The organism is Shewanella sp. BJSY2023SW001 (genome assembly GCF_047314685.1).
GTDB lineage: Bacteria > Pseudomonadota > Gammaproteobacteria > Enterobacterales > Shewanellaceae > Shewanella > Shewanella indica.
Genome location: NZ_JBKORF010000069.1, coordinates 1 through 26,797, shown reverse-complemented (window position 1 = coordinate 26,797; position 26,797 = coordinate 1). Strand labels below are relative to the sequence as shown.

The following is a 26,797-nucleotide window of genomic DNA, read 5'->3' as shown; positions in this document are numbered from 1 at the left end:
AATGGCGGAGAAGGAGGGATTCGAACCCTCGATGGGAGATAAAGCCCATACTCCCTTAGCAGGGGAGCGCCTTCGGCCACTCGGCCACCTCTCCGTTTTCTTGGCGCACATATTACTGTTTGAAGAAAATAAGTCAAACCCTTTTTCCGAAACCTTTTCCGTTTGTCCTGTTTTTAATCAGCCGACCTAAATAACGCGCAAATCCTGTGCTATCAAGGGTTTTCCGGCGCCAGAAAATAAAAAAGCCAGTTTAAAAACTGACTCTTCTATTCCTGACGGAGGTTCACTTTGTGTCGCCTCAGAAGTTACCACCTTCAGAAGGGGTTCCGGTTTTCTCAGACTGAATACGCTGATAAATCTCCTCACGGTGCACAGAAACTTCTTTGGGTGCATTCACACCTATACGTACCTGATTCCCCTTCACACCCAGCACTGTCACTGTGACCTCGTCACCAATCATCAGTGTTTCGCCAACACGACGAGTCAAAATCAGCATTCGATTGCTCCTCTAGTTTCCATATTTTCTACACACGGCGCTCATCCGTCGTAACCATTATTATAAGGTGAGCTTAGTACAAATTAATAGTATTCAATACTAAATCCGTTGTTTAATTACACCTTATTTAGTTCAAAAGCGTGATGTAGAACTCGAACTGCCCTGTATAAATCCGCTTCATCAATAACCAAAGACAGCTTTATCTCTGATGTTGCCATCAACTTAACATGAATTCCTTCATTCCCCAAGATATCAAACACCTTGGCGGTTGCCTCGGCTCTGCGATGCACGCCGGCGCCTATCACAGAGACCTTGGCCAAGGATTTTTCAAACACCAATGGCCCCAACGACAGGCCAAGAGCCGCCTCATCAAGCACCTTTAGCGCCCAAGAGAGCCTGTCGGCATCCATGGTAAAACTGACGCCGTCATCCGTCCCCGCCTTGGTTACCAAATCAACGTCAACACCGTTTTCGGCCAACAGTGAAAATACTCCCGCAAAAGGGTCTGGTGAATCGTCAGAGCGGTTAAGACTCAGCATCGCCTGCCCTTTACTGCAAGCGATACCGGCCACTTGATTACTCTTGTCTTCACAGGCATCGAAACGGATCAGTGTGCCACTGCCGGGCTCAAAGCTGGAAAGCACCCGCAAGGGAACCTGAAAGCGCTCGGCATAAGACACTGAATCCGGGTGCAACACCTTGGCACCCAATCGAGCCATCTCCAGCATCTCTTCGAAGCTGATGGCATCGAGTTTCTGGGCGCTCGGTTCGATATTGGGATCTGTGGTATAGACACCGGCCACATCGGTAAAAATTTGACATTCCCGCGCCTTGAGCGCAGCAGCCAATGCCACCGCCGTGGTATCAGAGCCACCACGGCCAAGAGTGGTCACTTCCCCGAATTGATCCCGTCCCTGGAAGCCGGCCACTATCGGGATAATGCCCTGCGCCAGCAACTCCTGCAGATACTGAACATCAACTCGTTCGATACTGGCACGGCCAAACTGACTATTGGTATGGATTTGCACCTGAGCGGCATTGAGCGACTTGGCTTTAACACCACGTTTTGCCAGTGCCATCGCCATCAGGGCAATACTCACCTGCTCGCCGGTGGAAACCAGCATATCCATCTCCCGCGCCGAGGCTTCAGGGTCAATCTGCCCCGCCAGCGCAAACAAACGGTTGGTTTCACCGGCCATGGCAGAGAGCACCAACACCTGATGCTCGCCGCTCAATTGAGCCTTGGCAATCTGCTCGGCAATCACCTCGATACGCTCAATCGAGCCTACCGAGGTGCCACCGAACTTTTTGACATACAGTCGCTCGTTACTGCCTGAACGTACTTCTTGTGTCACATAGACCTCGTTGGTGGCGAAATTATGCCAGACGTTCAGTCAGCCAAGGCGTTACCGATGCCAATGCCTGAGGCAAGTTGGCAACTTCACTACCACCGGCCTGAGCCATATCGGGGCGACCACCGCCCTTGCCACCAACCTGCGCGGCCACCATGGCCACCAATTCACCGGCCTTCACCTTAGCGGTCAGGTCTTTAGTCACCCCGGCGATAAGGTTGACTTTGTCGCCATGAGCCAGACCCAGCACCACTATGCCAGATTGCAGCTTCTGCTTAAGTTCGTCCTGCAGACCACGCAGAGAGCCTGGGTCAATGCCTTCGACCTGTTTCACCAACACCTTGACTCCGGCAATCTCTTGCGCATCGGCAACCATATCGGCGCTGGCAGCGGCGGCCAGTTTATCTTTAAGCTGAGCAATCTCTTTTTCCAGTTGGCGGCTACGCTCCAACTGCGCCTTGAGTTTGGCGACCACAGAGTGACTGTCTGCCTTGAGCAAGTTAGCGGCATCATTCAATTCCTGCTGTTGCTCGGCGACGAAAGCCATGGCTGCAGCACCGGTTACCGCTTCAATACGGCGAATACCAGCGGCAATACCGCCTTCGGAAGTGATCTTGAACAGACCTATGTCACCGGTGCGGCCCACATGGGTACCACCACAAAGTTCAATCGAGAAGTCACCCATAGTCACAACCCGAACCTGGGCATCGTATTTCTCACCGAACAAGGCCATGGCGCCTTTAGCTTTGGCCTGCTCTATATCCATCTCGGCCGTTTGCAGCTCGTGGTTACGACGGATCTGGGTATTAACCATCTCTTCAACCGCCTTGAGCTCTTCAGGCTTAACCGCTTCAAAGTGGGAGAAGTCAAAACGCAGACGCTCAGGCTCCACCAAAGAACCTTTCTGGGTCACATGCTCACCCAATACCTGACGCAGCGCGGCGTGCAGCAAGTGAGTCACTGAGTGGTTCAGCTGGGTGCGATGGCGCAGTTTCTTATCGACTTGCGCAAGCAGCTCCTGACCCAGAGTCAGTTTGCCTTTACTCAGTTGGCCGATATGGCCTGTGGCCTGGGCATACTTTTGGGTATCGCTCACCTCAAACAGCAGACCTTCGGCTGTCAGTTGGCCCTTATCGCCTACCTGCCCTCCCGACTCGCCATAGAATGGGGTTTTATCCAACACAATAACCGCTTGCTGACCGGCATCCAGAGTGTCGACCGCCTGACCATCGACATAGATGCCGATAACTTTGCCGTTGCCGCTCAGTTCGCTGTAACCGCAGAACTCACTGTCGGCATCAATCTTCAGCCCGGCGTTATAATCGGCACCAAATTGACCGGCGGCCTGAGCCCGGCTACGCTGCTCGGCCATCGCCGCATCAAAACCCTCTTCATCGACCTTGATATTACGCTCGCGGCAAACATCGGCGGTCAGATCCATAGGGAAACCATAGGTGTCATAGAGCTTGAATACAGTTTCACCATCCAGGGTATCGCCCTTGAGTTCAGACAGGGCTACATCCAGAATCCCCAGACCACGCTCAAGTGTACGGGCAAACTGTTCTTCTTCGGCTTTCAGCGCCTTTTCCACTATGCTCTGAGTCGCCTTAAGGCCCTTGGCGGCATCGCCCATCACGTCAATAAGTGTAGGTACCAGCTTATAGAAAAAGGTATCAGTGGCACCCAGCTTGTTACCGTGACGCACGGCGCGGCGGATGATACGCCGCAGTACATAGCCCCGGCCTTCATTGGACGGCATCACGCCATCGGCAATCAAGAAAGCGCAAGAGCGGATGTGGTCGGCAATAACCCGCAGGGATTTGTTTTCCAGATCTGTTACGCCGATGATCTCGGCCGTCTTGGCAATCAGAGTGCGGAACACGTCAATTTCATAGTTGGAATGCACACCTTGCATAATGGCGGCAATACGCTCTATCCCCATACCTGTATCAACAGATGGCTTGGGCAGAGGTTCCATCACCCCATCGGCCTGACGGTTGTACTGCATGAAAACTATGTTCCAGATCTCAATAAATCTGTCGCCATCCTCTTCCGGTGTACCTGGGCGACCGCCAGGGATATGGTCACCGTGGTCATAGAAAATTTCAGTACAAGGACCACAAGGGCCTGTATCGCCCATTTGCCAAAAGTTATCTGAAGCATAAGGTGCGCCCTTGTTGTCGCCGATACGGATAATATCCTCGGCGGGAACTCCTATCTGCTTGTTCCAGATATCAAAGGCTTCATCATCGGATTGATAAACGGTAACGCACAAACGTTCCTTGGGCAGCTTGAGCTCTTCGGTCAAGAAATTCCAGGCAAAGCGAATGGCATCTTCTTTGAAGTAATCACCGAAGCTAAAGTTACCCAGCATCTCAAAGAAGGTGTGGTGACGGGCCGTATAACCCACGTTATCCAGGTCGTTATGTTTACCACCGGCGCGAACACAACGCTGCGAAGTGGTAGCGCGGCTGTAGCTACGCTTGTCCATACCGAGGAATACGTCTTTAAACTGGTTCATCCCGGCGTTGGTAAATAGCAGAGTGGGGTCATTGCCTGGCACCAGAGAACTGCTGTCGACTACCTGATGGCCATTCTTGCGGAAAAACTCCAGGAAAGCACTTCTGAGTGCTGCTGTGGTTTGGTACATAAATCGTCCTGAGTTACTTAAGCCTGAATAATGTATAAAAAGTGGTCTAAAGGCGTGCATCGCCCGGCCACTCGAGCGCTCTTTTGCCAAGCATTATAAGCATGCAGCGCCAGAATACCAATTAGATTGCGCAGGGTATGACGCCTGATACAGCCGAGGTACAGAGAGCATTAACGGCATAAGCCAAAACCGGATTAACGGGGTAGGCAAATGCTATTTGCCATAGGTGTTGAATTACTCAGCGAGTATAGAAACCTGCGCGGGCAAACCAGGATACAGAGGCTTTAGCGGGATATAACCATGGGCGACAAGCGCAAAAACTAGCACCTGGATTGCGTGCTGGTACAGAGCGCAAAAAAGGCTGCAACTTAATAAGAGTGAATGTTGGGGTTTGTCAAATGAAGTCAGTTGCAGAGATTTGGCAGCGGTAAACTTGGTTATGAAAAGGGCTTTAGTGATAGAGAAAAATCAGTCGTAAGGGTCATATTCAAGGGCGAATGCCACTTGATCATAACTAAAGCCCTGCCCCATCAAGTGACGAATTCGGCGAGCCTTTTCTTTCATATCATCAGCGGGAGTATCGCCGAATTTCTTTAGTGCGCGGCTGCGCGCCAAGGCAAACCAGTCACAATCACAGGCATCCAAAACCTGCTCGATACACTGTTTGTTCAAGCCTTTTTGCATCAGTGCCTGACGCACTTTTCCCGGGCCGTGGGCCTTGGCAATATGGCTGCGCAACAAGGCTGCAGCGAAACGCTGATCATCGATAAAGCCTTTGGTTTCCAGACTATCCAAAGTCTGTTCTACCTCAAGCGACTCAAAGCCCTTGCCCAGTAAACGGCTCTTGAGTTGCTCGCGGCCATAGTCGCGGCGCGCCAACAGCGCGACCGCAACATCCATTACCGACTGGCTCAGAAAACTTCTCCGGTTTCCAAGTCGATATTGCCTTCACCCGTCTCGGCGCTGGCAGGAGCTGCTTCTGCTTTGCTGAGCAGTTTAGCGCGCAGTGCCGCTTCGATTTCGGCAGCCACTTCAGGGTGTTCCTTGAGGTACTTACCTGCATTGGCGCGGCCTTGACCAATCTTGTCACCCTTGTAGCTGTACCAGGCACCGGATTTTTCCACCAGCTTGTGGGCTACGCCTAAATCAACCAGCTCACCGGTACGGTTGATACCCTGACCATAGAGAATTTGGAAATCGGCTTGTTTGAAGGGGGCGGCAATCTTGTTCTTAACCACTTTAACCCGGGTTTCGTTACCAACAACCTCATCACCCTCTTTGATAGCGCCTGTACGGCGGATATCGAGACGAACTGAGGCGTAGAACTTAAGAGCGTTACCACCAGTGGTGGTTTCAGGGTTACCGAACATGACCCCAATCTTCATCCGGATCTGGTTGATGAAGATAAGCAAAGTGTTGGACTGCTTGAGGTTACCGGCAAGCTTACGCATTGCCTGGCTCATCATACGAGCCGCCAGCCCCATATGGGAATCACCGATTTCACCTTCGATTTCAGCCTTGGGAGTCAGAGCCGCCACTGAGTCAACAATGATAACATCAACGGCACCACTGCGAGTCAGCGCATCACAGATCTCCAGCGCCTGTTCACCCGTATCTGGCTGAGAACACAGGAGGTTATCGATATCCACGCCCAGCTTCTTGGCGTAGATAGGATCCAGTGCGTGCTCGGCATCGATAAAGGCACAGACTTTGCCTTCACGCTGCGCCGCAGCAATCACTTCCAGTGTCAGAGTTGTTTTACCTGAAGATTCAGGACCATAGATCTCAACAATACGGCCCATTGGCAGACCGCCGGCCCCTAGAGCCACGTCCAGAGAAAGCGAACCGGTAGAGATGGTTTCGACATCCATGGTTCTGTCTTCACCCAGTTTCATGATAGAACCTTTACCGAACTGCTTCTCTATCTGTCCCAGAACTGCGTTAAGCGCCTTCTCTTTGTTTGGATCTATTTTCATTCCTGTTCCCTCTTGATTGCGGCGTAATACGTCGCCTGAAATCTATGTTGCCGCCCCTTTATTCAGAGCTTTGGGGTAAATACCAATCTGCCACCTAGTATACTGTACAATCATACAGTATCAAGTGCTGGCGGTAATTTATTTAAAGGCCGCTTGCTGATCAATCACTTGTGACCGAAGGCGTAAAATTTCCCCGCCCACGACTGGCTCAGTGATGAATAACTGATACTATTGGCGCCATTGAAAAAGGGCAACCGCTCTTGGAAACACAGTCAAGGAAATATCTGAAAGCTCCCATGAATGCAGTGATTACGCCTATGGATAACCCGGATTTGGAAAAACACACCCCTATGATGCGCCAGTATCTATCGATGAAGGCGCAGCATGCCGAAATGCTGCTGTTTTATCGCATGGGGGACTTTTACGAGCTGTTTTACGATGATGCCAAAAAAGCCTCCGAGCTCTTGGGTATTTCACTGACGGCCAGAGGCAAGAGTGGTGGCGATCCTATTCCTATGGCAGGTATTCCTTATCATGCGGTGGAGGGCTATCTAGCCAAGCTGGTGCAGCTCGGTGAGTCGGTTGCCATCTGTGAGCAGATTGGTGATCCGGCCACGTCCAAAGGGCCGGTCGAGCGCAAAGTAGTGCGCATAGTGACTCCCGGAACTCTCACCGATGAAGCGCTGCTGCAAGAACGTCAGGATAACCTGCTGGCCGCCGTCTACGAAGGCAAGAACGGTTTTGGCTACGCCACCTTGGATGTGGCCTCCGGCCGTTTTGTGATTGCCGAGCTGGCCACCCTTGAATCATTGGAGGCCGAGCTGCAACGCACCAAACCGGCCGAGCTGCTCTACAGCGAAGACTTTTCCCAACAAAGCCTGATTGCCGGCATCAAGGGCAAACGCCGTCGTCCCGAGTGGGAGTTTGACTTGGATACCAGCATGCGATTGTTGCTGGATCAATTCGGCACCAAAGATCTGCGTGGTTTTGGCATAACAGACGCCAGGCTGTCACTGCAGGCGGCCGGCTGCCTGATGCAGTATGTCAAAGATACCCAGCGCACCGCTCTGCCCCATATCAATGCCATTACCCGCTTTAACCAGAGCGACAGTATAGTGTTGGATGCTGCCACCCGGCGGAATCTAGAACTGACGGTGAACCTTGCCGGTGGCCGGGACAATACTTTGGCTTCGGTGCTGGATGCAACCGCCACCCCCATGGGCAGCAGGATGTTACAGCGCTGGATCCATCAGCCACTCAGAGACCATCAACAGATTGGCCTGCGGCAAACCGCTGTGGCAGAGTTGATTGCCAGCGGCCTGTTCGAGCCGTTGCATGACGACCTAAAGGCGCTTGGTGATGTGGAGCGGATCATGGCGCGCCTGGCTCTGAGAAGCGCCCGCCCGAGAGACTTTGCCCGTCTGCGACAAGCGCTGGCGCTGTTGCCGCAACTGCAGCAACTATTGGCAAATACCCAAAGCCCCGAGCTTGGCCGTTTGAAACGTCAGCTCAGTGAATTCCCTGAAGAGCTCGCGCTGCTGGAGCGGGCGATTGTCGACAACCCGCCGGTACTTATTCGTGATGGCGGCGTGATCCGCGATGGTTATCATGCCGAACTGGATGAATGGCGCCGCCTTAGTGAAGGCGCCAGTGACTATCTGCAACAGTTGGAAGTCAGGGAAAAAGAGCAAACGGGAATAGCCACCCTGAAAGTCGGCTTCAACCGGGTACACGGCTACTATATCGAAGTTTCCCGCGGCCAGTCGGCACTGGTGCCTCTGAGCTACCAAAGACGCCAGACATTGAAAAACACCGAGCGCTATATCATCCCAGAACTGAAAGAGTATGAAGAGAAAGTGCTTTCCAGTCAGGGCAAGGCGCTGGCACTGGAAAAACAGCTTTGGGACGAGCTGTTCGATCTCCTGCTGCCCAAGCTCAGCGAACTGCAGGCCTTTGCCATGGCGGCGGCCGAGTTGGATGTACTGAGCAACTTTGCCGAGCGGGCCGACAGCCTCAACTACCACCAACCGGAGTTGAGCGATAAGCCGGGCATACATATTGAAGCCGGGCGTCACCCAGTAGTTGAGCGAGTCAGCCAGGCTCCCTTTATCGCCAACCCGGTAACCCTTAGCCCTGAGCGTAAAATGTTGGTGGTCACAGGCCCCAATATGGGCGGTAAGTCCACTTACATGCGTCAGGTGGCGCTGATCACCCTGATGGCACATATCGGCAGCTTTGTGCCGGCAGATAAGGCGATTCTGGGGCCTGTTGACAGGATCTTCACCCGTATCGGCGCCTCGGACGATCTGGCCTCGGGCCGCTCCACCTTTATGGTGGAAATGACAGAAACGGCCAATATTCTCCACAATGCGACCGCAGAGAGCCTGGTGCTGATGGATGAGATTGGCCGCGGCACCTCCACCTATGACGGCTTGTCACTGGCCTGGTCGGCGGCAGAGTATCTGGCCCAGCGACTGGGCGCCATGACACTGTTTGCCACCCATTACTTCGAGCTGACTCAGTTAGCAGAATTGATGCCCCAGGTTGCCAATGTACATCTGGATGCCATGGAGCATGGCGACAGCATAGTCTTTATGCACGCAGTGCAAGAAGGAGCCGCCAGCAAGAGCTATGGTTTGCAGGTTGCTTCACTGGCCGGTGTTCCGGCCTCGGTGATCAAGGCCGCCAAATTGAAACTGCAACAACTTGAAAGTCGCGATCACGGTCAGGCACCCCATGTTCAGGCACAGGCCACACTGCAACTGGAAACACCGCCATCTGAGCTTGAACTTCTGCTTGGCAGACTGAATCCGGATGAACTCAGCCCGAGAGAGGCGCTGGACTTAATCTATAAACTCAAGGCGTTGGCAAACTAAACCTTTGAATTTCAGTTTTCAGCTCAACTTGAAACAACGATTTCACCGAGCAAATGTGCCTGTTGCGCGGTTGATATGAAGGCTGCTTCGTAAAATAGAAAATCCGATGACACTGGTCATCGGATTTTCAGCTTTTCCATAAGATCCTGGTTTAAATGCTCAACACTGAGCCCAGATTCTCCTTCAATGCATCATGGCCTGACTTAGAACTTGTGCTCCAGACCAACACCTATGTACTTGTCATCATCATCCACATTTTCCATGGAGCGATTGGTGTAGAAGGCAAACAGCTTGGTTGGCTTACCCAGCTTGTAGTCAGCACCGATAGACCAGGAATCACCCTTATCTTCCATATCCTGCCACTGACCTTTCAGAGTCACTGCATCAATCTTGTACGCCGCGCTCAACAGGTAACCGTTCTTGCTGTCACCATCGACGGACTTCTCTTCCTGCTGGAACATACCACCCAGAACGAAGTTGGCCAGCTTGGCCTGTACTGTGGCGCGCAGGACATCGTAGCCCTTAACTTCTGAGTCATAAGCAACAGAGGCGAATACTGCGCTCTTTTTCAGATCCTTGTCACCGTACATGGCAGCAATAGAGAACCCATCTTCACCACCCTGTGACTTGGCAGCTTCAGCAGCATAAGTGGCACCAACTTTGAAACCACCGAATGAAGGTGACAGGTAAGTTACAGTTTGCTCAATACGGTTTTCACCCTTGAACAGGCTCTTGAGGTCGCCTGACAGGTCGTTGAACTGGTCAACTTTACCTTGAGCGACTTTCAACATGGTGTCATTACGACCCACAGAGACAGCACCGAAGTTACCTTTCAAACCAACAAACTGATTACGAGCCAAGAAGTTATCTTTGGCATCATTACCTGTATCTACCTCATATTCCACTGTGTAGAATGCAGCCAGATCGTTACCCAGATCGAATTCGCCTTTCACGCCAAAACGAGAGGCATTGCTTTGAACCGCAGTTTCAGAATCGTCAGCAGCAGCTTCGTCATTTGACTGAACAGTAACATTCAACTTGCCGTAAACGGTCAGCGGCTCGGCAGCGTGGGCAGAGGCCAGAGAGACTGAAGCTATGGCTGAAGCGAGTAGTGTTTTGCAAAATGCATTCATCATTAATTCCTTTCGACGTTCTCTTCGTCTTGGTTGTTGGTTTGGAACGAGCGAAAGTGTGCAACGAGTCTGTTGCAGTTTTATTTCATCTTTTAACCTGCCAGATTCATTATGCCTTTAGAATCTCCTTAAAAAAGGCAAAAGCCCTTAACCACGCGGGCTAGCGACAAGCAATACACCATATGACATTTTGGTTAAATCTTTCCCGGGTTGAAAAATCTGTGCTAACGGGGCGGGTTTACCTTGAGGATTTCATGCCTTACACTGCGGCTTTATTTTTCAAAGAGCGCCTGTCATGTGGTTTAAAAATCTCACCGTATATCGTTTCAACAAACCATTTTCTACCGATATAGAGGCACTGGAGACTGCCCTTGAGGGTTTCACCTTTTCTCCCTGCTCCAGTCAGGACATCAGCAAGTTCGGTTTTTCCAAGGCTTTGGGCAAACTGGGGCACACCCTGGTTCACAGCACCAATAACCGTCACCTCATCTGTGCCACCAAAGAGGAGAAGTTGCTGCCTTCTCAGGTCATCAAGGAAGCGCTGGAAGAAAAGGTGTCGCTGCTGGAAGAGGAAGAAAACCGCAAGCTGACCAAGAAAGAGAAAGATGCGCTCAAGGATGAAATCACCACCACACTGTTACCAAGAGCCTTCTCCCGTCGCAGCCAAATCAAGGCGCTGTTGCTGCTGGATGAGCAACTGATCCTGGTAGATAGCTCCAGCGCCGCCAAAGCCGAAGAACTGCTGGCCTTGCTGCGTAAGGCACTCGGCAGCCTGCCTGTGGTGCCAATGAGCACCAAGACACCGATTGAAGTGCAAATGACCGAATGGCTCAAGCAAGGCAATGCCCCAGCCCCCTTCACCATTCAGGATGAAGCTGAGCTCAAGTCTGCCGCCGATGATGGCGCAACCGTGCGCTTCAAGCAGCAGGATCTCGGCGAAGAGGAAGTACTAGCTCACCTGGAAACCGGCAAGCAGGTGCATAAACTGGCACTGCACTTCGGTCAGTCCATCGCCTTTGTGCTGCAATCCGATGCCGGACTGCGTCGCCTCAAGTTCTCGGAAGAGTTCCGCGCCGCCACCGATGATGTTGCCGGTGAGGATCCGCTGGCCAAACTGGACGCTGACTTTGAGCTGATGAGCAGCGAACTGGTTGCGCTGATGCTGGCTCTGGTCGATGCCCTGGGCGGCGTTGAAGATAGCCTGTAATCCCTATCTCCAAGTAGAAAAGACGCCTGATGGCGTAATGCCGTTCACTTAGTGTGAACGGCATTAGAGTCTACCTCAGCTTTGGTCAGCAAGCTCCAAGGCTGAAGTCCCCTGCGCTGATATAAAATAGACGCCATAAAAAACGCCGGCACACCTGAAGATGCGCCGGCGTTTTCTGGACAATCAGATTCAGGACTTATCAGACTCAGGACTTATAGTTACCCTGAGCGTCAAACGGCCAGTCTATACCGAGCCAAGCCTTGAAGAAGGCTTTCTGGGCGCGGCTGACGCTTTCCTTGGGCTTAATTTGCAGCTTGCCGGATTGCTCTGAAGCCAGAGTCACACGCCGCTCTATGAGCTTATCGTCGTGGAACAGGGTCACAGTCAACTCATCACCTGCGTCAAAGTCGGCCAAACGTTTGCCATAACCTTCGGCGCTGACTTTCAAGCCATTGATAGCCAGCAACTGATCGCCGGCGACTATGCCCGCCTGCCAAGCCGGACCACCACGCTCAACACTTTGCAACACCAAAGAGCCTGAGGTGAGGGTCATACCGGCAAAGGCCTGCTCCTTACTGTCTTTGCCATAGGCGGTCTTAAGCCCTGCCTGACTCAGCAGTTTGTCAAAGTCCAGCACCAAGGGGGCATTGACATGGCTCTGCCACCAAGGCTCATAGTCCTTGCCGGATAAGTTTTTCAAAATACGTTTCACATCCGTGACATTGTACCCCTTGGGGACCTTATGCTCACGATAGAGACTTCGGTGCACATCCCGGTAGGACACCTCTTTATCTGTGTCCTGCAGCAGTGAGAAGTCCAGTGCCAACGAAGTCAGATAACCTTCTGAGTAGATGTTCACACTGTGGTTGATGGCGTAATCGCCGCCTGTGCTGACCCATTGACCGGCGCTGGCTTCGGCCACCGACTGAATTTCCCGCCCCGGCTTATGCTGATTGGCATTGACCCGCTTGGCCAGGTCTTCCATAAACTCTTTAGGCGTCATGATCCCGGCACGCAGCAACAACTGGTTTTGAAAATAGCTGGTAGAACCTTCCGCCATCCACAACAGCTCTGTCATATTCTCCTGTTGGTAGTCGTAGGGCACCAGTCCCTCCGGGCGATAGGCCTTGACGTTCCAGGTATGAATAAATTCATGGGAAGCCGTGCTGATGAAACGCAAATAGTCCTGGCGCTCACGGAAGTTGAATCTGGGCAGCTGGATAATGGTTGAGTTCAAATGTTCGGTGGCGCCGCGGGCTCCCGAGGTGGCGTGCACCATATAAACATAGCGCTCGAAGGGATAGTCGTCCCAAATGGCCGCTGCCGTAGCGGACAACTTACCCAGATCGGCCTCTATCTGCGCCAGGTCATAGTTGCCCTCGCCCCAAACCACCAGCTCATACTGTTTGCCGTCGGCCTTGAAGGCGCGATGTTGGCTAAGCCCGGTTTCAATCGGCGAGTCGACCAACACATCATAGTTGGCAGCCACAAACGAATGAGGCTTATCACCCGCGGCCATCCCCGAGTAACTGCGCCAATCGCTCGGCACATCCAGTGTTACCTTGACAGGCTCCTGACGAAAATCAGGGCTGTACATGAATACGCCGCTGGCATCCAGAAACGCATGACTGGCATCAATATGCCTGACTCTTTGCCCCAACTCATTGGCGTAGAGCTGATAGCTAACTGTGACCGCAGTCGGCTTGGATAAAGCCACAGTCCACTCACCGCTGGCACTGCGTTTCCAAGGCAGGCTATTGCCCTGCTCGTCCGAGGCATGAAAACGACGAACCCCGTCCGCCAGCGGCAATACCTGATACTTGCCGGTACGCCAAACCGGCAGATTAACCTTGAGCTGTTGCCCGGAATGTTGCGGAAAAGTAACATCAACCTGAGCCAAATGATGTTCGGGACTTTTCAGATTTATCTGATAATCAATGTCAGCCAAAGCTGAAGATGTCCAGCCCAGTATTGTCAGTAGGGAAGAGTAAGATATGATTGACAAAACAGCGGATTTCACTCGTAATTCCTTCTTATGTCATTGTTGTTATAAAATCGGCCGAGTATAACAATTCGGGGAGTTCACCTCACCCGTTGCTAATAAAAGCTAACAATTAAGTCCCCAAAGAAAGGGACAAAGGCAAATATATGTACTTTTTCAGGGTTATCTTCATCGCATCCATGCTGCTTGTGGGTCTGGCGCACGCCGATGAATTGGATGATATAGAGATAAATTTCAGAGAGCAGCCCAGGCAACTCCATAGCACTGTGGTCAGTTCAATACCAAAATCACTGCAATATCTTTCTCTTGAAGAGTTTCAGACCAGCGCATCTGAATTGGGCTATACATCGGGACAATTGATAAACCAGCTTATCCTGTTGGCGCGACTGGATCTGGATGCTCAAGTGCTGGTTCCGGGCCGGCTGGAACAGGCTCTGGAAATCATTGAACTATTAAAGATAATTGCCCGCAGCGACTATGAAAAAGCCGCTCTCTATAACTTGGAAGGTCGTTATCTTGGTCGGGTTGATCAACAGTATCAACAAACTGTCGCACTCAACCAACAGGCGCTCGAGCAGTTGGGCGAAGCAGAAGACAAACGTAGTCAATTACTCAGGTATGTCATCTATGAAGATCTGGGTACAGTGAACCTGATAGCCAAACAACCTATCCCCTCTCTGAACGCCTACAACCAGCTCAGAGATACCGCCTACCAACTAAGAAATGATTACCTGATAGCCAATGCCGAGGCGGCGTTGGGCAAATACTATAATGTGAACGATCAGCAGACCAAGTCGCTGCAGCACTACACCGAAGCTTTCCGCTTGGCCAGCCGTTATAACCATCCCAATCAGAAGGCGCTACTACAGCTGAACCTGGCCAAGCTCTATCGGGATATGGAGCAGTGGGACGAGGCTCTGGAGTTTGCTCATGGAGCAGCCGATGCCTATACGGCTATGGGTTCAGGCTCTTTTCTATCCCATACCATGACGGTTATCGCCATGGTATATGCCAACACAGGCGAGTGGAATAAAGCAATAGACTACTACCTCAATGCCCAGCAGCTTGATGCCGAGCTAAAAAACTTTATCGCCCAGGGGTTAAACTTCCACAACCTGGGAGAAGCTTACTTCAATTTGAACGACCATCAGGTCGCCCTCGATTACCTGTTTCAGGCCAACGCAATATTCAAAGACAGAAAAAGCAATCATTACCTTGTTTACAATGAGATGCTGATAGCTGAAGTAGCGCGCGCCATAGAGGATTGGCCTTTAACTATGCAGCACGCCACAGAAGCACTGCGACTGGCTAAATTATTGGCGTTACCACAAGAGCAGATTGAAGCTCTGGGTCATCAAACCTATGCTTACAAGGCGCTGGGACAATATCAACAGGCTTTGCTCTCTCAGGAGCAAAGCCTCCAACTACAACAACAGCTGCTGGAACAAGAACGGAATGCCAACTCGGATGTCAGCTCCTCTGCTGTCACAGAGCAAAAATTGAAGTTGGAAGTAAGTCAACTCAGGCAGGAAAAGCTACAACAACAAGATTCATTGCATACCCGTAATATCTTGCTGGTGGTCAGCTTGGGGTGCAGTCTACTGTTGCTGGCACTGACGATGCAGCAATATAAATTGCGTAAACGTATGGCAAAAACCAACCAGGCCCTGAAAACGAAAATGCAGCTGGAACCCATAACTGGCCTGCCCGGTTATCGCGCTCTGCTTGGCAATATTTCGAGTAAAACCAAGGGACTGGCGCTACTATCTCTTGAGAATGAGCTCAACAGCGACCTCACCTTGGGCAACAGCCTGGCGGCGCCGAGACTCGCGCAACAGGCTGAGGAGATTACCGCTACCACAGGTGCCAAGGTATTCCTGCTCAGACCCGGCCTATTTGCCCTGACTCTTACCGAAGAAACCAGACCGGCACAGCTTTACCATCAACTTAGCGAATGGCAATTCCAGGGGCAAACCCCAAGACTGGCCCTGGGGTATATTCCGCTGCCACTATTGGCTAACCCGGATGTTAAATTGTCTCTTGAAACCCTGGTTGAAACCACTCAGATGGCCCTTGCCGGAGCCATCAGTTTGCAGAATAACCAAGGCAGCTATGTCGGTTTCAGTACTCTGGACTTCACCCCGGCTGCCATCTTCTCAGCCCCGCTCTATCTGCAACTGCAAAAGAGCATTATCCGCGGCCTGATAAGAGTAGAAACCAATGGTGAGAAAGATAAGATCCACTGGCCGGAGGTACTCCAACCGTCCAGAAGCGAACATGTGTCAATAATTTGATCTAAACGACAAAACTTTGTCTCAACAACTAGATGGCAGATTTGCACTCCGGCCGGATTGCGATACCATTTAGAAGTGTCTGGAACCGGCGTCATAAGAAATCAAGCTTCTGATGACCCGACGATTGATTCGATCGCGCATCGAAGGAAAATAACAGGAATGAAGGACTCAAACGCAACGGTGTCGCAACTGGGTGTACTGAAACAGAAATTACACTCTACCAAAGCCGCGTTGGATGAAATGAATGAAGACAGAAATGCCAAACTGCAGGCGTTACTGCAGTTTATTGGTCATCTCAGTCTGGCCTGTAAGGGACAAAGTCTGGAGCTGGATAATAAACTGGCCAAGCTTAGACATAACCTGGGAACCTATGAGCGTATTGATGATGTCCTGCTGGATCTGGTCGATGTCGAACGTCTACTCAAGGGACAGTACCATCATGTGATGGGTCAACTCGAAGAAGGCCGCTCCAGTCTGAGCAAATTCAGCCGTCAATTGCAACGAGTCGACTCCATGCCCGAACGCCTCAAGAAAGAGGTCAGCTATTTCAAGCAGGAGCTGGGCAAACCTTTTCATACCGTCTGGGACTATATTCCAAAGGTCGAGCAACTGGTGGGCTTTTATGAGCAACTGCTCGAAAGCCAATTTGAATCTGAATCTCCCATTGCTATCTTGCCTAAACACAGGCAGCTTGGCCATGAATTGGCGCAGATGATATCCAATATAGAGTTTCGCAAAGATCAGCGTGATCAGGTTTTGGTGATCAAAGAGCTGTTGGCCTCGAGCGAGATAGATGTCGAGGCTCTGCTGGAAGCCTATCAAACGATACTCTCACTGCTGCTGGACAACATTGCCCGCGAAAAAACCGCCTCGCAGGAGTTTCTGTTTGCCCTCAACGATGCCCTGAGTGCCGTACGGGAAGTGGTCAGCGATTCTTACAATCAGTCCCAGCGCAGCCATCAGCTCAAGAACCAACTGAATCGCGAGCTCAACGCCCAGGTAGACAATGTTGGCGCATCACTGGTAGATATTGATGACATCACCGAGCTAAAACAACAGATCAGCGAACAACTGGCCACCATTCGTGCCAGCCTCGCCCGTAAAGAAGCGCTGGAGCAGAGAGAGCAAGCCTTGCTACGCAAGTCGATAGAGACTATGCGTAAAGAACTGAACGACCTCTCCAGCGAAGCCACCACCTATAAAGAAAGGCTGTTTGAACAGCAAAAGCTCAACATGCTCGATACCCTCACCCAACTGCCCAACCGTGCAGCCATGGAGGAGCGGATGGAGCAGGAATACCGCCACTTCCAGCGCAATAAACAGCCCCTGTGGCTGGCGGTAGCCGACATAGATCACTTCAAATCCATCAACGATAGCTTTGGTCATACCACAGGTGACAAAACACTGCAGGTTATCGCCATGGCGTTGAAGAACTCCCTGCGTGATACTGAGTTTGTTGCCCGTTACGGCGGTGAGGAGTTTGTTCTCATCATTCCGGATGTTTCCCCCAAGGATATAGAACAACTATTGAACAGGGTGCGCGAAAAAATTAAAAATATTCCTTTTAAATTTAAAAATCAGCGTATTACAGTTACAGTATCCATAGGGGCCGCGCAGATATTGGATGGCGAACACATCCAGGAAACCTTCGAACGTGCCGATGCGGCCCTCTACAAAGCCAAACATGAAAGCCGTGACAGAGTCATTATAGATTGACAGCAATGACTCCGGTTTCAGCTCAAGGAGTCGTCATGATAGTCAGGATCAGTCCCCGCGGCAGTATGGACCAACTGTCGCAACTGGAGGCAGACCGCCTCAAACAGAGTGCCAAGAGTGACCTTTACCAACTCTACCGCAACTGCTCTTTAGCCGTTTTGGCCTCGGGGCAGCAGACTGATAATGCCAAAGAACTGTTTGAACAATTTCAGGACTTTGAAATCAATGTGCTGCGCAGGGAGCGTGGTATCAAGTTGGAGCTGGTCAACCCGCCGGCCAGTGCCTTTGTCGATGAGCAGATAATAGTCGGCATTCAGGAACACCTGTTTGCCGTGCTCAGGGACATCATCTATGTCAGCAACAAATACGATGGTCTGAAACACATCAACCTCACCAATGCCAGCCACATCACCAACGTGGTGTTCGACATTCTGAGAAACGCCAGAGCCATTACCCCGATGCAGGATCCCAATGTGGTGGTCTGCTGGGGCGGCCACTCAATAAACGATACCGAATACAAATACACCAAAGAGGTAGGCTACCAGTTGGGGCTGAGAATGCTGGATATCTGTACCGGCTGTGGCCCAGGTGCCATGAAGGGGCCAATGAAGGGCGCCGCAATCGGCCACGCCAAGCAGCGTATTCATAACGCCCGTTACATAGGCCTGACCGAGCCGAGCATTATCGCCGCCGAGCCGCCCAACCAGATAGTCAATGAACTGGTGATTCTGCCGGATATTGAAAAACGTCTGGAGGCCTTTGTTCGTCTGGGGCACGGCATAGTCATTTTCCCCGGCGGTGCCGGCACCGCAGAAGAACTACTCTACCTGCTTGGTATTTTGCTCAACCGCGAAAATGCCGATATTCCCTTCCCGCTGGTACTCTCCGGCCCCAGAGAAAGCGAAGCCTACTTCCGCGAAATCGATGCCTTTATCGGCGCGACGCTGGGCGAGCAGGCGCAGCAGAAATACCAAATCATCATAGACGACGCCCCCCAGGTCGCGCGTATCATGCGTGCCGGGATGGAAGAGGTTAAACGTCACCGCAAGCAAACCGGTGATGCCTACCAATACCAATGGAGCCTCAAGATAGAGCCGGAATTCCAGTTGCCCTTTGTACCCACCCATGAAGTGATGGAAAACCTCAACCTGCACTTCCAGAGCAACAAGGCTGAGCTGGCGGCCAACTTACGCAAGGCGTTTTCCGGCATAGTGGCGGGCAACGTCAAAGCCGAAACCATGAAAAACATCGAGCATCATGGTCCATTCAAGCTCAAGGGCGACCCCGAGCTGATGGCCTTGATGGATAAATTACTGGGCGCCTTTGTCAGCCAGCAAAGAATGAAGTTACCTGGCACCGCCTATGTGCCCTGTTATCAAATAATGAAATGAACCGACTGCTGATTATCGATGGCATGAATCTGGTGCGCCGCCTGCATGCGGCGCAGCCGGATGAAGCCGACATGCAAGGGCTGACCGAGCGCAGCCGCAATGCCTGCCAGAAGCTTATTCGCCAGCACAGTCCCACCCACGTGGCCATAGTCTGGGACGGCGATGAAGAATCCTGGCGCAAACGCCTGTATCCGGATTACAAAAAAGGCCGCAAACCTATGCCCCAAGCCTTGGCCGATGGCCTGCCGGCACTGAAACAGGCACTGGCCGAAGCGGGCATCGGCTCCATCAATGCGCTATCGGAAGCCGATGATGTTATCGCCACCTTGGCCAGCAAGTTGTGCCTGCGCGGTGGTGAAGCGATTATTGTCTCTACCGACAAGGGCTTTTGCCAGCTGAGGTTACCGCGTTTACTGCTGTGGGATCATTTCAATGGCGCTGCCATGGATATTGCCGCACTGGAGCAGAAACTCGGTATAGAGCAGAGCCAGTTGCTGGACTTTATGGCCCTCAGCGGCGACAGCGGTAATAAGATCCCCGGCATTCAGGGAATAGGTCCCAAGACGGCCGGTGAACTGCTCAGAAGCTTTCGCACTCTGGCCAATGTCTACAATGCGCTCGATACTCTGGGAGCCAAACAAGCCAAGAAATTAACCGAGGGCAAGGAGATGGCGCGCCTCAGCTATCGCTTGGCAAAACTACGCACCGATCTCGAACTTAATATTCGCTTGAACCAGTATAGAGTCAAAGAAAGCTAAGACTCTCAACGCTCAACTTAAGCAATAAAATGGAAAAACCGTATGAAAGGTAAAGCCCCTGTGATTATCGGCAGCATCTTTGTCGCCTATCTGCTCTTTGTTGCCGTGGTCATCCTCTTCTATGAACCTAAACCCGAAGAGATGAGCTGGGAAGACAGGCAAGCCTATAACCTGTCCAAGGTCACTGAATTACAACTGGGGCAGACACTGGAACAAACCATTGAAACCCTGGGCAAAGCCGATTTCAGCGAAGCGATGCAAACCCATGGTCAGTCGTTGCAAGTGCTCTTCTACCGCACCCAGCATGTCAAATCAGACGGCAAGACCACCAAAGACGAATGCACCCCACTATTGTTTAAAGATGGCCGACTCCAGGCCTGGGGCGAGGACACTTATCAGCAATATCTGCAGCAACATATACAGCCCCTGCAGACCAACCCCAAACAGACACAGAAATAGCGAACCGGGCTCAAATATCGGCTTGAGTGCAAACGATCTAAACGCCTAAACCCTTGGCAGCCTTATTGGCTGCTAATTATTTTTAACAATCCTCTTCCAACGGATATGCTGCATTCCCGGCCAAACGGTTTAATGACATATACAAATATGAATGACTAGCTGATTTTCCACCGCCGCTAATTCTATCTGGAACGGAACTGGCTGATAAAAGCCCCCCCAACGCTCAGCGGAATTGGGGCCAGATCTGGTGGTGGATTTTGCCCAGTGCCCTCGCCTGTTCTTTGCTAAACCTTGCGCCGACATCCTCTCTTCAATAGAGCCTTTCGGGGTTGAGCGTATTAAAAACCCTACAAGCCAGGTGAAAATCTGTATGCCGAGATAGACATAGGTACAAGAGACGAACTGGATAGCATTGCTGAAGTGCTCTATGCCTATTTTCAATCTAAAGAAGACACCCACAAACAAAACATATTACAAACACACTGTTTACACTAATACTGTCGCGAGTATCTTATACCACTCAATACAGAGTGAACTGTCTTGCTCTTGAGTAAACCCAGATTGAGCAATAAAACGGAATAACAATATGAAAAATAAGGCACCTCTCGTTATCGGCAGCATCTTTCTCGCCTACCTGGCCTTTGTTGCCGTGGTCATTATCTTCTACGAGCCAAAGCCGGAAGACATGAGCTGGGAAGACAGGCAAACCTATAACCAGTCTATGATCTCCGCCCTGCAACTGGGGCAAACACAGGCAGAAGTCACCCAAACCCTGGGCAAAGCCGACTTCAGCGAAGCCAAGCAAACCTATGGTCATTCACTGCAGGTCCTCTTCTACCGCACCCATCACAGTAAATCAGACGGTAAGACCACCAAAGATGAATGCACCCCACTGCTATTCGAAAATGGTCAACTGCTGGCCTGGGGCGAAGACACTTACCAGCAATATCTGCAGCAACATTCGCCGCAGCAAGTGCTACCCAAGGCCCCAGCTCAACCCGAATAACGGCAGCTATGACAGGCTGACACAGAATATTGAACACCCTCCTTCCCTCTCACGAAAAACAACACTTTACATCCAGAACCGACTGAAGAATCCCCTCCACATCGCCAGCCCCTACCCTATAAAAAAAGGCGACCAATTAGGCCGCCTCTGTGAGTTATTTTGCCAGCAAGAAAGTTCAGTCTTCCGCCTTGGGCTCGCGATAGGCTTCGCCCTTTTCAAGCCACTCGGGGGCCTTGGCACCCTTGAGGTAATGATCGAACCAGTCTTTCATCCGCACACTGTAATCCAGCTTGTTGGGATACTTCTTCAAATGGTGCGGCTCGTCCTGATACTGCAGCAAGACCACATCTTTTCCGGCGCGGCGCATTGCCAGGTACAGTTCAACCCCTTGCTCCCAAGGCACGGCATCGTCTTTGTCACCGAACATAATCATCATCGGCGTTTGAATGCGGTCGACATAAAACACAGGGGAGTTTTCTATGTATTTCTGCGGCGCGCGCATCAGGCTTTCACCGATACGGCTCTGGCCGGTTTCATACTGGAACTGGCGGGCAAGGCCGGTGCCGTGACGTATGCCGCTGTAGGCACTGGTCATATTGCTTACCGGGGCACCACTGACTGCGGCCTTGAAGATATTGGTCTGGGTCACGGCAAAAGCTGTCTGGTAACCGCCCCAGGAGTGGCCCTGAATACCCACTGCATCCGGATCGGCAATCCCCATGTCGATAAGCTTCTGTACTCCGGCGGTCAACGCCTTAACAGAACTGATACCGGGATAGCCGACTTCAAAGCGAATATCCGGCAGGAAGATGACGTAATCATCGGCGGCATACCAGGCAAAGTTGGGCCTGTGATTGATTTTCATGTCCGGAAAGGCGTGCAAGCGATCGCTCATAAAGCGGTAGAAATACACCAATACAGGATAACGCTTGCCACTTTGATAGTTGGCAGGCTTGATTAGCACGCCGTCCATTTCACGGCCATCACCGTCGCGCCAGTGCACCAGCTCTGACTTGCCCCAGGGCAGTTTGCGGCGCTGGGCATCGAAATCGGTTTGTTTGACCGCCTTGGCCGGTTCAAGCAAAGCCGAGCTGTAGAGATCCGGATAGCTGTCATAACGCTCCTGACTGAACAGCAAGGTATCACCCTTGTCGGCCCTGGCCAGCACAGACAGCTTGTTGTCGTTGGCAAGCAGCGGCGTCAGCTGAGCCCGGCCGATAACCGCACGGTAAAAACCGTCGGCCTTGGTCTTGTGGCTATAGCCCTGCAGCAACACAGCCTGGTTGCGCGCCACAGTGGCCGGATAAGCCTTGTCTGGCTGGGCCAGAGCTTCGATACGCAAACTTAACTGCTGCTTGCGGCCCTCGCCGCCTGTCAGCATAAAGCCGTCGTGGGAGCGGGTATCAAATTGCCAGATATCGTATTTGTCGTACACCAGCAGGCCTGAGTCATCCTCGAGCCAAGGGCCGAAGCCATAGCCGGGCGCCGCAGATGGATAATCATGATCTTCGTCGGCGAAGCTGACCTTGAGCTTGCTGCTGAGGTTATGCTTGCGACCGCTGGCCACATCATAGAGATAGATGCCGCCCTGCTGATAAAAGGCCAGGTATTTACCTGCCGGTGACAGGGTTGGCGCACTGTTGCTTGGCTGTTGGGTCAATACCCGGGTCTTGTGACCTGTATTGATATCCACCAGATAAAAATCCCGGTAGAAACCGGCCCAGGTGATCATCTTGCGATAGGGAATATCCGAGCTCCCCAGCAGCACCCGCTTGTGTTCGCTCAGCTCAATGTCCGGCACCTTGCGGTCGGCCAGTTGCACCAGGTTGCGCGAGCCAAGATGCAGCACAGCCAGATAGGTGCGGCTCTGCTCTTTTTCATACTGTTTGACTTCATTGGGCTTGATCAGCGGATCATCCCCGTGCCAGAGGCGTAGATCCCGCTGGGCACTGACCAGCGCGGTGTCGTACAGGTCGCGGCTCTGCTCCACCTTAGGGATTTGCAGCTGCTTGCTTATCTCGGGCACCCGACCGAAGAACAGCCGCTCACCGTCGGCCGAAAAGCTCAGCTTGGCATGGCGATTAATGAGCCAACCCTTGCTGTCACCTTTGCTCGGCAATATCTGGCTCAGTTTACCCGACTCTCTGTCGTAGAGAGACAAGGCATAGGGGCGCTCATTCGCATCCAGCGCCGCATCACCTCGGGTATAGGCAAGATAGCGGCCATCACGGCTCAGTGCCAGGGCGCCAAACTGCTTGTCGGCTTGGCTGCTGACCGATTTGAGTTCAAAGCTGCGGGTATCGAGCACAGAGATGCTGTGGCTATTACTGGCACTGTCGTTTTGCGCCAGTGCCAGCACGCTGCCGTTATAAGCCAGTTGCCAGGCGGTCACATGCTCGAAACGCTGTGACTTACCGCTTGCCAGCGACAACAGCTCGAAACGGCTACCGGCATCCAGTTTCGGCGTTTTGGCTACTGGAGCCTCAGAGGCGGATGCTTGAGTGGTTGCTTGAGTGGCTGCTTGGGCTGAAGCCTCTTTGGCATCAATGCCGTTTGCCTCTGCGCTCTCTTTGCTTTCTTCATCGGCTTCATACCAGATAGCCAGCAAAGTGCCGTCTTCGCTGAAGGCATAAGACTTGACCCGCTCAAAGCGGCGCTGCTCACCTGTGGTGTTATCCAGCAGCAACAAGCCTTTTTTCAGCTTCTTGCGCGCCTTGGGGGCAAGCTTTTCCGATTCGAGCAGCGAAGGCGCCAGAGTAAAGGCAGTGTAACGGCCATCGGCTGACAACTGCGGCTTGGAGCCGCCGGCGACATCATAAGCCTTGGTATTGGCCAGTGACTTGACCACACCACGGCTGTCGCCGCGATCCGGCGCGACACTGTAGGCCAGCACCTTGCCTTGTGGGTCTAGAACCTGATCGGTAATCGACTCAAACTGCATTATATCCTTGAGGGTCAGTGAGGGGCTGCTCTGGGCACTGACAGCGGTCGCGAAACCGGCTGACAGAAACAGCAGCGAGGCTAAGGGCGTTAACTTCAAGATCGTCCTCTTCTTCATTGTTGTTAGACTAAAGTAGACTTTATTATTTTATTGGCGTTCCATCATGGTCAGGCACCTGCTCTTTAGCAAGCTAACCCACACAAAAAAGCGTGATATTGCTCACTATTCCCTGTGAAAACGCGTTGAAAGTGTATAGAATAGCGGCGTTCTAAAGTACAAGATCCTCAGTCGAAAACCGTGTCGATGACATGGTCTGATAAATAGCAGTAACGACCAACCGTGGAAGGACCTCTCCATGTCAAAAAGAACTATTACCGTGATCCCTGGTGATGGGATCGGCCCCAGCATTATCGACTCAGCCCTTAAAATTCTCGATAAGGCGGGGTGCGACTTTGAATATGAATTTGCCGATGCCGGTCTGACTGCTCTGGAAAAACACGGTGAGCTCCTGCCTCAGCGCACGCTGGATCTCATCGAGAAGAACCGTATCACTCTCAAAGGCCCACTGACAACCCCTGTTGGCGAAGGCTTCACCTCTATCAACGTAACCCTGCGTAAGAAGTTCAGCCTGTACGCCAACGTGCGGCCTGTGCTTTCCTTCAAGGGCACCCAAGCCAGATATGAGAACATAGACATCATTACAGTGCGTGAAAACACTGAAGGTATGTACTCAGGCCTGGGACAAAAGCTGTCTGAAGACGGTGCCATTGCCGAAGCCACCAGCATCATTACCCGTCAGGGTGCCGAGCAGATTGCTACCTTCGCCTATGAACTGGCTCGCAAGGAAGGTCGCAAGAAGGTGACCATAGTCCACAAGGCCAACATCATGAAGTCAACTTCAGGCCTGTTCCTGAAAGTGGCCCGTGAAGTCAGCCAGCGTTATCCGGACATTACTACCGAAGAGATGATTGTTGACGCCACTTGTATGAAGCTGGTGATGAACCCGGAAAACTTCGACGTGATAGTGACCACCAACCTGTTCGGTGACATTTTGTCTGATCTCTGCGCCGGTCTGGTGGGTGGTCTGGGCATGGCCCCGGGCGCCAACATCGGCAGCAACGCCGCTATCTTTGAAGCGGTTCACGGCAGTGCCCCGGATATTGCCGGCAAAAACCTGGCGAACCCAACTTCAGTGATCCTGGCATCTATCCAGATGCTGGAATACTTGGGTATGTCAGATAAAGCCGCCGCCATCCGCGCCGCCGTTTCTGCGGTTATCGAAGAAGGCGACCGCACTACCCGCGATCTCGGTGGTACCCATGGCACCACAGACTTCACCCAAGCGGTACTGGATAGACTCTGATCTAATATCAACTCAGTAAGTTGCTAAAAAGGATGACCTTGGGTCATCCTTTTTTATGCCTGCGTTAGCAGGCAATGGGAAACATCCGTCGCCGGAGGCCCAATTAGCGACTTTTAGCTGGAAGCTATGATAGCCGCTGTGCCAGCGGGTTAAAGTCGTGGAGCAAGTGCATCCATGCACAACAGCCAGTTCGCCATCCCTGGCTCTCGCTCGTAAGCTCGTCGCTAGACGACACTCGCCGCCCCACACCCGACCAAGAGGGGATCAGCAGCAATCCCCTCTTGGATCTCCCTTGCCGCCCCACACGCTGTCGAAAGCCCCTCGGCCTAATGGCGCAAATAACTACCGCTTCAGACGCTCAGAATCACATCCATGTGACTCTGGCCCGGCTCAACATCCTGTTTCGCGCTCGTGAGCTCGTCGCTAAGCGACACTCGCCCCTGATTCGACTGGCGCTGCTTCGGCATCCAAATCCTTCCATGGATAAANGCCAGCTCGCCTTCCTTGGCTCGCGCTCATAAGCACACTCGCCACCGACGAGCATTCGCCCTCAGCCACGTTATTTGCGCCAACGGCTGTCGGCGACACCGAGGGGGTATTGGTGTAATTCTGTGAGAACTAACTTGTTTGAAGCTACCTATATGCCCACAGAAATACGCCCATATTCCAGGCACAGGCGAAACTGTGACCTTCCGAGCCAGGGATGGCGAGGCAGAGCTTACAGGGATGTACTCGCAGCGTGTCACAGGATCGCCTGTGTGAAAAGCGCACCGCAGGTGATTGACCGCGGCTTAACCACGTTATTTTCGCCAACGGTTGTCAGCGACACCGAGGGGGGAATTGGTGCAATTTTGTTAGCGCTGAGTAACTTGAAACATCTGAAATGTCTGCAGACATACACCTATTTCCAGGCACAGGCGGAACTGTGACCTTCCGAGCCAGGGATGGCGAGGCAGAGCTTACAGGGATGTACTCGCAGCGTGTCACAGGATCGCCTGTGCGAAAGGCGCACCGCAGGTGATTGGCTACACCGTGGCCCGAAGCTCGGCCAGTACTAATTTAGGAACTTTTAGCTGGAAACTATGATAGCCGCTGTGCCAGCGGCCTAACGTCGTGGAGCTTAGCCCCACACCCGAGGAAAGGGGGCTGTATCGACTCGCCCCCTTTCCAAACCCCT

Annotated in this window: 18 protein-coding genes and 1 tRNA gene; 10 read left to right on the top strand and 9 right to left on the bottom strand. The window is 52.2% G+C overall.

From position 1 onward, the window contains the following. Nucleotides 1–2: 2 nt before the first annotated feature. From ACMHXH_RS16020 to recA, 6 genes are all read right to left on the bottom strand, one after another. Nucleotides 3–94 (bottom strand) — tRNA-Ser (locus ACMHXH_RS16020). A 204-nt stretch (nucleotides 95–298) separates the two neighbouring features. After that, complete coding sequence (csrA, locus tag ACMHXH_RS16015; RefSeq protein ID WP_025011666.1) at nucleotides 299–496, bottom strand: carbon storage regulator CsrA; 198 nt, start codon at nucleotides 494–496, stop codon at nucleotides 299–301. 116 nt (nucleotides 497–612) lie between these two features. Continuing rightward, entirely contained in the window at nucleotides 613–1,851 is a 1,239-nt protein-coding gene (locus ACMHXH_RS16010) for an aspartate kinase (protein WP_335912605.1), read from the bottom strand. Between the two features lie 22 nt (nucleotides 1,852–1,873). Beyond that, on the bottom strand, nucleotides 1,874–4,498 hold the full coding sequence (gene alaS / locus ACMHXH_RS16005; RefSeq protein WP_101095169.1) for an alanine--tRNA ligase: 2,625 nt from the start codon (nucleotides 4,496–4,498) through the stop codon (nucleotides 1,874–1,876). A gap of 468 nt (nucleotides 4,499–4,966) precedes the next feature. Continuing rightward, entirely contained in the window at nucleotides 4,967–5,398 is a 432-nt protein-coding gene (locus ACMHXH_RS16000) for a regulatory protein RecX (RefSeq protein WP_144361703.1), read from the bottom strand. An 11-nt stretch (nucleotides 5,399–5,409) separates the two neighbouring features. Next, nucleotides 5,410–6,474 (bottom strand): recombinase RecA, encoded by a 1,065-nt coding sequence (gene recA / locus ACMHXH_RS15995; RefSeq protein ID WP_039034396.1) that lies wholly within the window; start codon nucleotides 6,472–6,474, stop codon nucleotides 5,410–5,412. Between the two features lie 317 nt (nucleotides 6,475–6,791). On the opposite strand from recA, the gene mutS reads away from it, so the two are divergent. Then, nucleotides 6,792–9,350, top strand: coding sequence for a DNA mismatch repair protein MutS (gene mutS, locus ACMHXH_RS15990; RefSeq protein WP_404830129.1), 2,559 nt, complete (start codon nucleotides 6,792–6,794; stop codon nucleotides 9,348–9,350). Between the two features lie 203 nt (nucleotides 9,351–9,553). On the opposite strand, the gene ACMHXH_RS15985 is transcribed toward mutS, so the two are convergent. Continuing rightward, nucleotides 9,554–10,486, bottom strand: a complete 933-nt coding sequence (locus ACMHXH_RS15985) for a porin (RefSeq protein ID WP_039034397.1) — start codon at nucleotides 10,484–10,486, stop codon at nucleotides 9,554–9,556. Nucleotides 10,487–10,778: 292 nt separating this feature from the next. Between ACMHXH_RS15985 and rdgC the strand changes: the two genes are divergently transcribed. Next, a complete protein-coding gene (gene rdgC, locus ACMHXH_RS15980; RefSeq protein ID WP_233962527.1) occupies nucleotides 10,779–11,690 on the top strand; it encodes a recombination-associated protein RdgC in 912 nt (303 codons plus the stop codon). Between the two features lie 205 nt (nucleotides 11,691–11,895). Here rdgC and ACMHXH_RS15975 read toward each other — a convergent pair whose 3' ends face one another. After that, entirely contained in the window at nucleotides 11,896–13,710 is a 1,815-nt protein-coding gene (locus ACMHXH_RS15975; RefSeq protein ID WP_413738280.1) for a M61 family metallopeptidase, read from the bottom strand. A gap of 128 nt (nucleotides 13,711–13,838) precedes the next feature. Here ACMHXH_RS15975 and ACMHXH_RS15970 point away from each other — a divergent pair, with 128 nt between their 5' ends. The 6 genes from ACMHXH_RS15970 to ACMHXH_RS15945 all read left to right on the top strand — a co-directional run bounded on the left by ACMHXH_RS15970 (nucleotide 13,839) and on the right by ACMHXH_RS15945 (nucleotide 21,316). Further along, nucleotides 13,839–15,986: a tetratricopeptide repeat protein gene (locus ACMHXH_RS15970; protein WP_071476808.1), complete on the top strand. Its 2,148-nt coding sequence runs from the start codon at nucleotides 13,839–13,841 to the stop codon at nucleotides 15,984–15,986. Between the two features lie 159 nt (nucleotides 15,987–16,145). Beyond that, nucleotides 16,146–17,702 (top strand): diguanylate cyclase domain-containing protein, encoded by a 1,557-nt coding sequence (locus tag ACMHXH_RS15965; protein WP_335912607.1) that lies wholly within the window; start codon nucleotides 16,146–16,148, stop codon nucleotides 17,700–17,702. Between the two features lie 35 nt (nucleotides 17,703–17,737). Next, nucleotides 17,738–19,093: a nucleotide 5'-monophosphate nucleosidase PpnN gene (gene ppnN / locus ACMHXH_RS15960; protein WP_039034401.1), complete on the top strand. Its 1,356-nt coding sequence runs from the start codon at nucleotides 17,738–17,740 to the stop codon at nucleotides 19,091–19,093. Beyond that, nucleotides 19,090–19,851: a flap endonuclease Xni gene (gene xni, locus ACMHXH_RS15955; protein ID WP_071476806.1), complete on the top strand. Its 762-nt coding sequence runs from the start codon at nucleotides 19,090–19,092 to the stop codon at nucleotides 19,849–19,851. The genes ppnN and xni overlap by 4 nt, the downstream gene beginning before the upstream one ends. Nucleotides 19,852–19,893: 42 nt before the next feature. Beyond that, nucleotides 19,894–20,310, top strand: coding sequence for a DUF3192 domain-containing protein (locus ACMHXH_RS15950; RefSeq protein WP_039034403.1), 417 nt, complete (start codon nucleotides 19,894–19,896; stop codon nucleotides 20,308–20,310). A gap of 586 nt (nucleotides 20,311–20,896) precedes the next feature. Further along, nucleotides 20,897–21,316 (top strand): DUF3192 domain-containing protein, encoded by a 420-nt coding sequence (locus ACMHXH_RS15945; RefSeq protein ID WP_071476805.1) that lies wholly within the window; start codon nucleotides 20,897–20,899, stop codon nucleotides 21,314–21,316. 175 nt (nucleotides 21,317–21,491) lie between these two features. Here ACMHXH_RS15945 and ACMHXH_RS15940 read toward each other — a convergent pair whose 3' ends face one another. Continuing rightward, on the bottom strand, nucleotides 21,492–24,356 hold the full coding sequence (locus ACMHXH_RS15940; protein ID WP_335912610.1) for a prolyl oligopeptidase family serine peptidase: 2,865 nt from the start codon (nucleotides 24,354–24,356) through the stop codon (nucleotides 21,492–21,494). 256 nt (nucleotides 24,357–24,612) lie between these two features. Here ACMHXH_RS15940 and ACMHXH_RS15935 point away from each other — a divergent pair, with 256 nt between their 5' ends. After that, entirely contained in the window at nucleotides 24,613–25,620 is a 1,008-nt protein-coding gene (locus ACMHXH_RS15935) for an isocitrate dehydrogenase (protein ID WP_025011991.1), read from the top strand. 758 nt (nucleotides 25,621–26,378) lie between these two features. Further along, nucleotides 26,379–26,549 carry a hypothetical protein gene (locus tag ACMHXH_RS15930; RefSeq protein WP_335912611.1) on the top strand — a complete coding sequence of 57 codons (171 nt, stop codon included), beginning with the start codon at nucleotides 26,379–26,381 and terminating at the stop codon, nucleotides 26,547–26,549. The last annotated feature ends 248 nt before the right edge of the window (nucleotides 26,550–26,797 follow it).

Coding starts and splice junctions, on each gene's coding strand:
- csrA (WP_025011666.1), bottom strand. CDS start 496: ATGCTGATTTTGACTCGTCGTGTTGGCGAAACACTGATGATTGGTGAC.
- alaS (WP_101095169.1), bottom strand. CDS start 4,498: ATGTACCAAACCACAGCAGCACTCAGAAGTGCTTTCCTGGAGTTTTTC.
- ACMHXH_RS16000 (WP_144361703.1), bottom strand. CDS start 5,398: ATGGATGTTGCGGTCGCGCTGTTGGCGCGCCGCGACTATGGCCGCGAG.
- recA (WP_039034396.1), bottom strand. CDS start 6,474: ATGAAAATAGATCCAAACAAAGAGAAGGCGCTTAACGCAGTTCTGGGA.
- mutS (WP_404830129.1), top strand. CDS start 6,792: ATGGATAACCCGGATTTGGAAAAACACACCCCTATGATGCGCCAGTAT.
- ACMHXH_RS15985 (WP_039034397.1), bottom strand. CDS start 10,486: ATGATGAATGCATTTTGCAAAACACTACTCGCTTCAGCCATAGCTTCA.
- rdgC (WP_233962527.1), top strand. CDS start 10,779: ATGTGGTTTAAAAATCTCACCGTATATCGTTTCAACAAACCATTTTCT.
- ACMHXH_RS15970 (WP_071476808.1), top strand. CDS start 13,839: ATGTACTTTTTCAGGGTTATCTTCATCGCATCCATGCTGCTTGTGGGT.
- ACMHXH_RS15965 (WP_335912607.1), top strand. CDS start 16,146: ATGAAGGACTCAAACGCAACGGTGTCGCAACTGGGTGTACTGAAACAG.
- ppnN (WP_039034401.1), top strand. CDS start 17,738: ATGATAGTCAGGATCAGTCCCCGCGGCAGTATGGACCAACTGTCGCAA.
- xni (WP_071476806.1), top strand. CDS start 19,090: ATGAACCGACTGCTGATTATCGATGGCATGAATCTGGTGCGCCGCCTG.
- ACMHXH_RS15950 (WP_039034403.1), top strand. CDS start 19,894: ATGAAAGGTAAAGCCCCTGTGATTATCGGCAGCATCTTTGTCGCCTAT.
- ACMHXH_RS15945 (WP_071476805.1), top strand. CDS start 20,897: ATGAAAAATAAGGCACCTCTCGTTATCGGCAGCATCTTTCTCGCCTAC.
- ACMHXH_RS15935 (WP_025011991.1), top strand. CDS start 24,613: ATGTCAAAAAGAACTATTACCGTGATCCCTGGTGATGGGATCGGCCCC.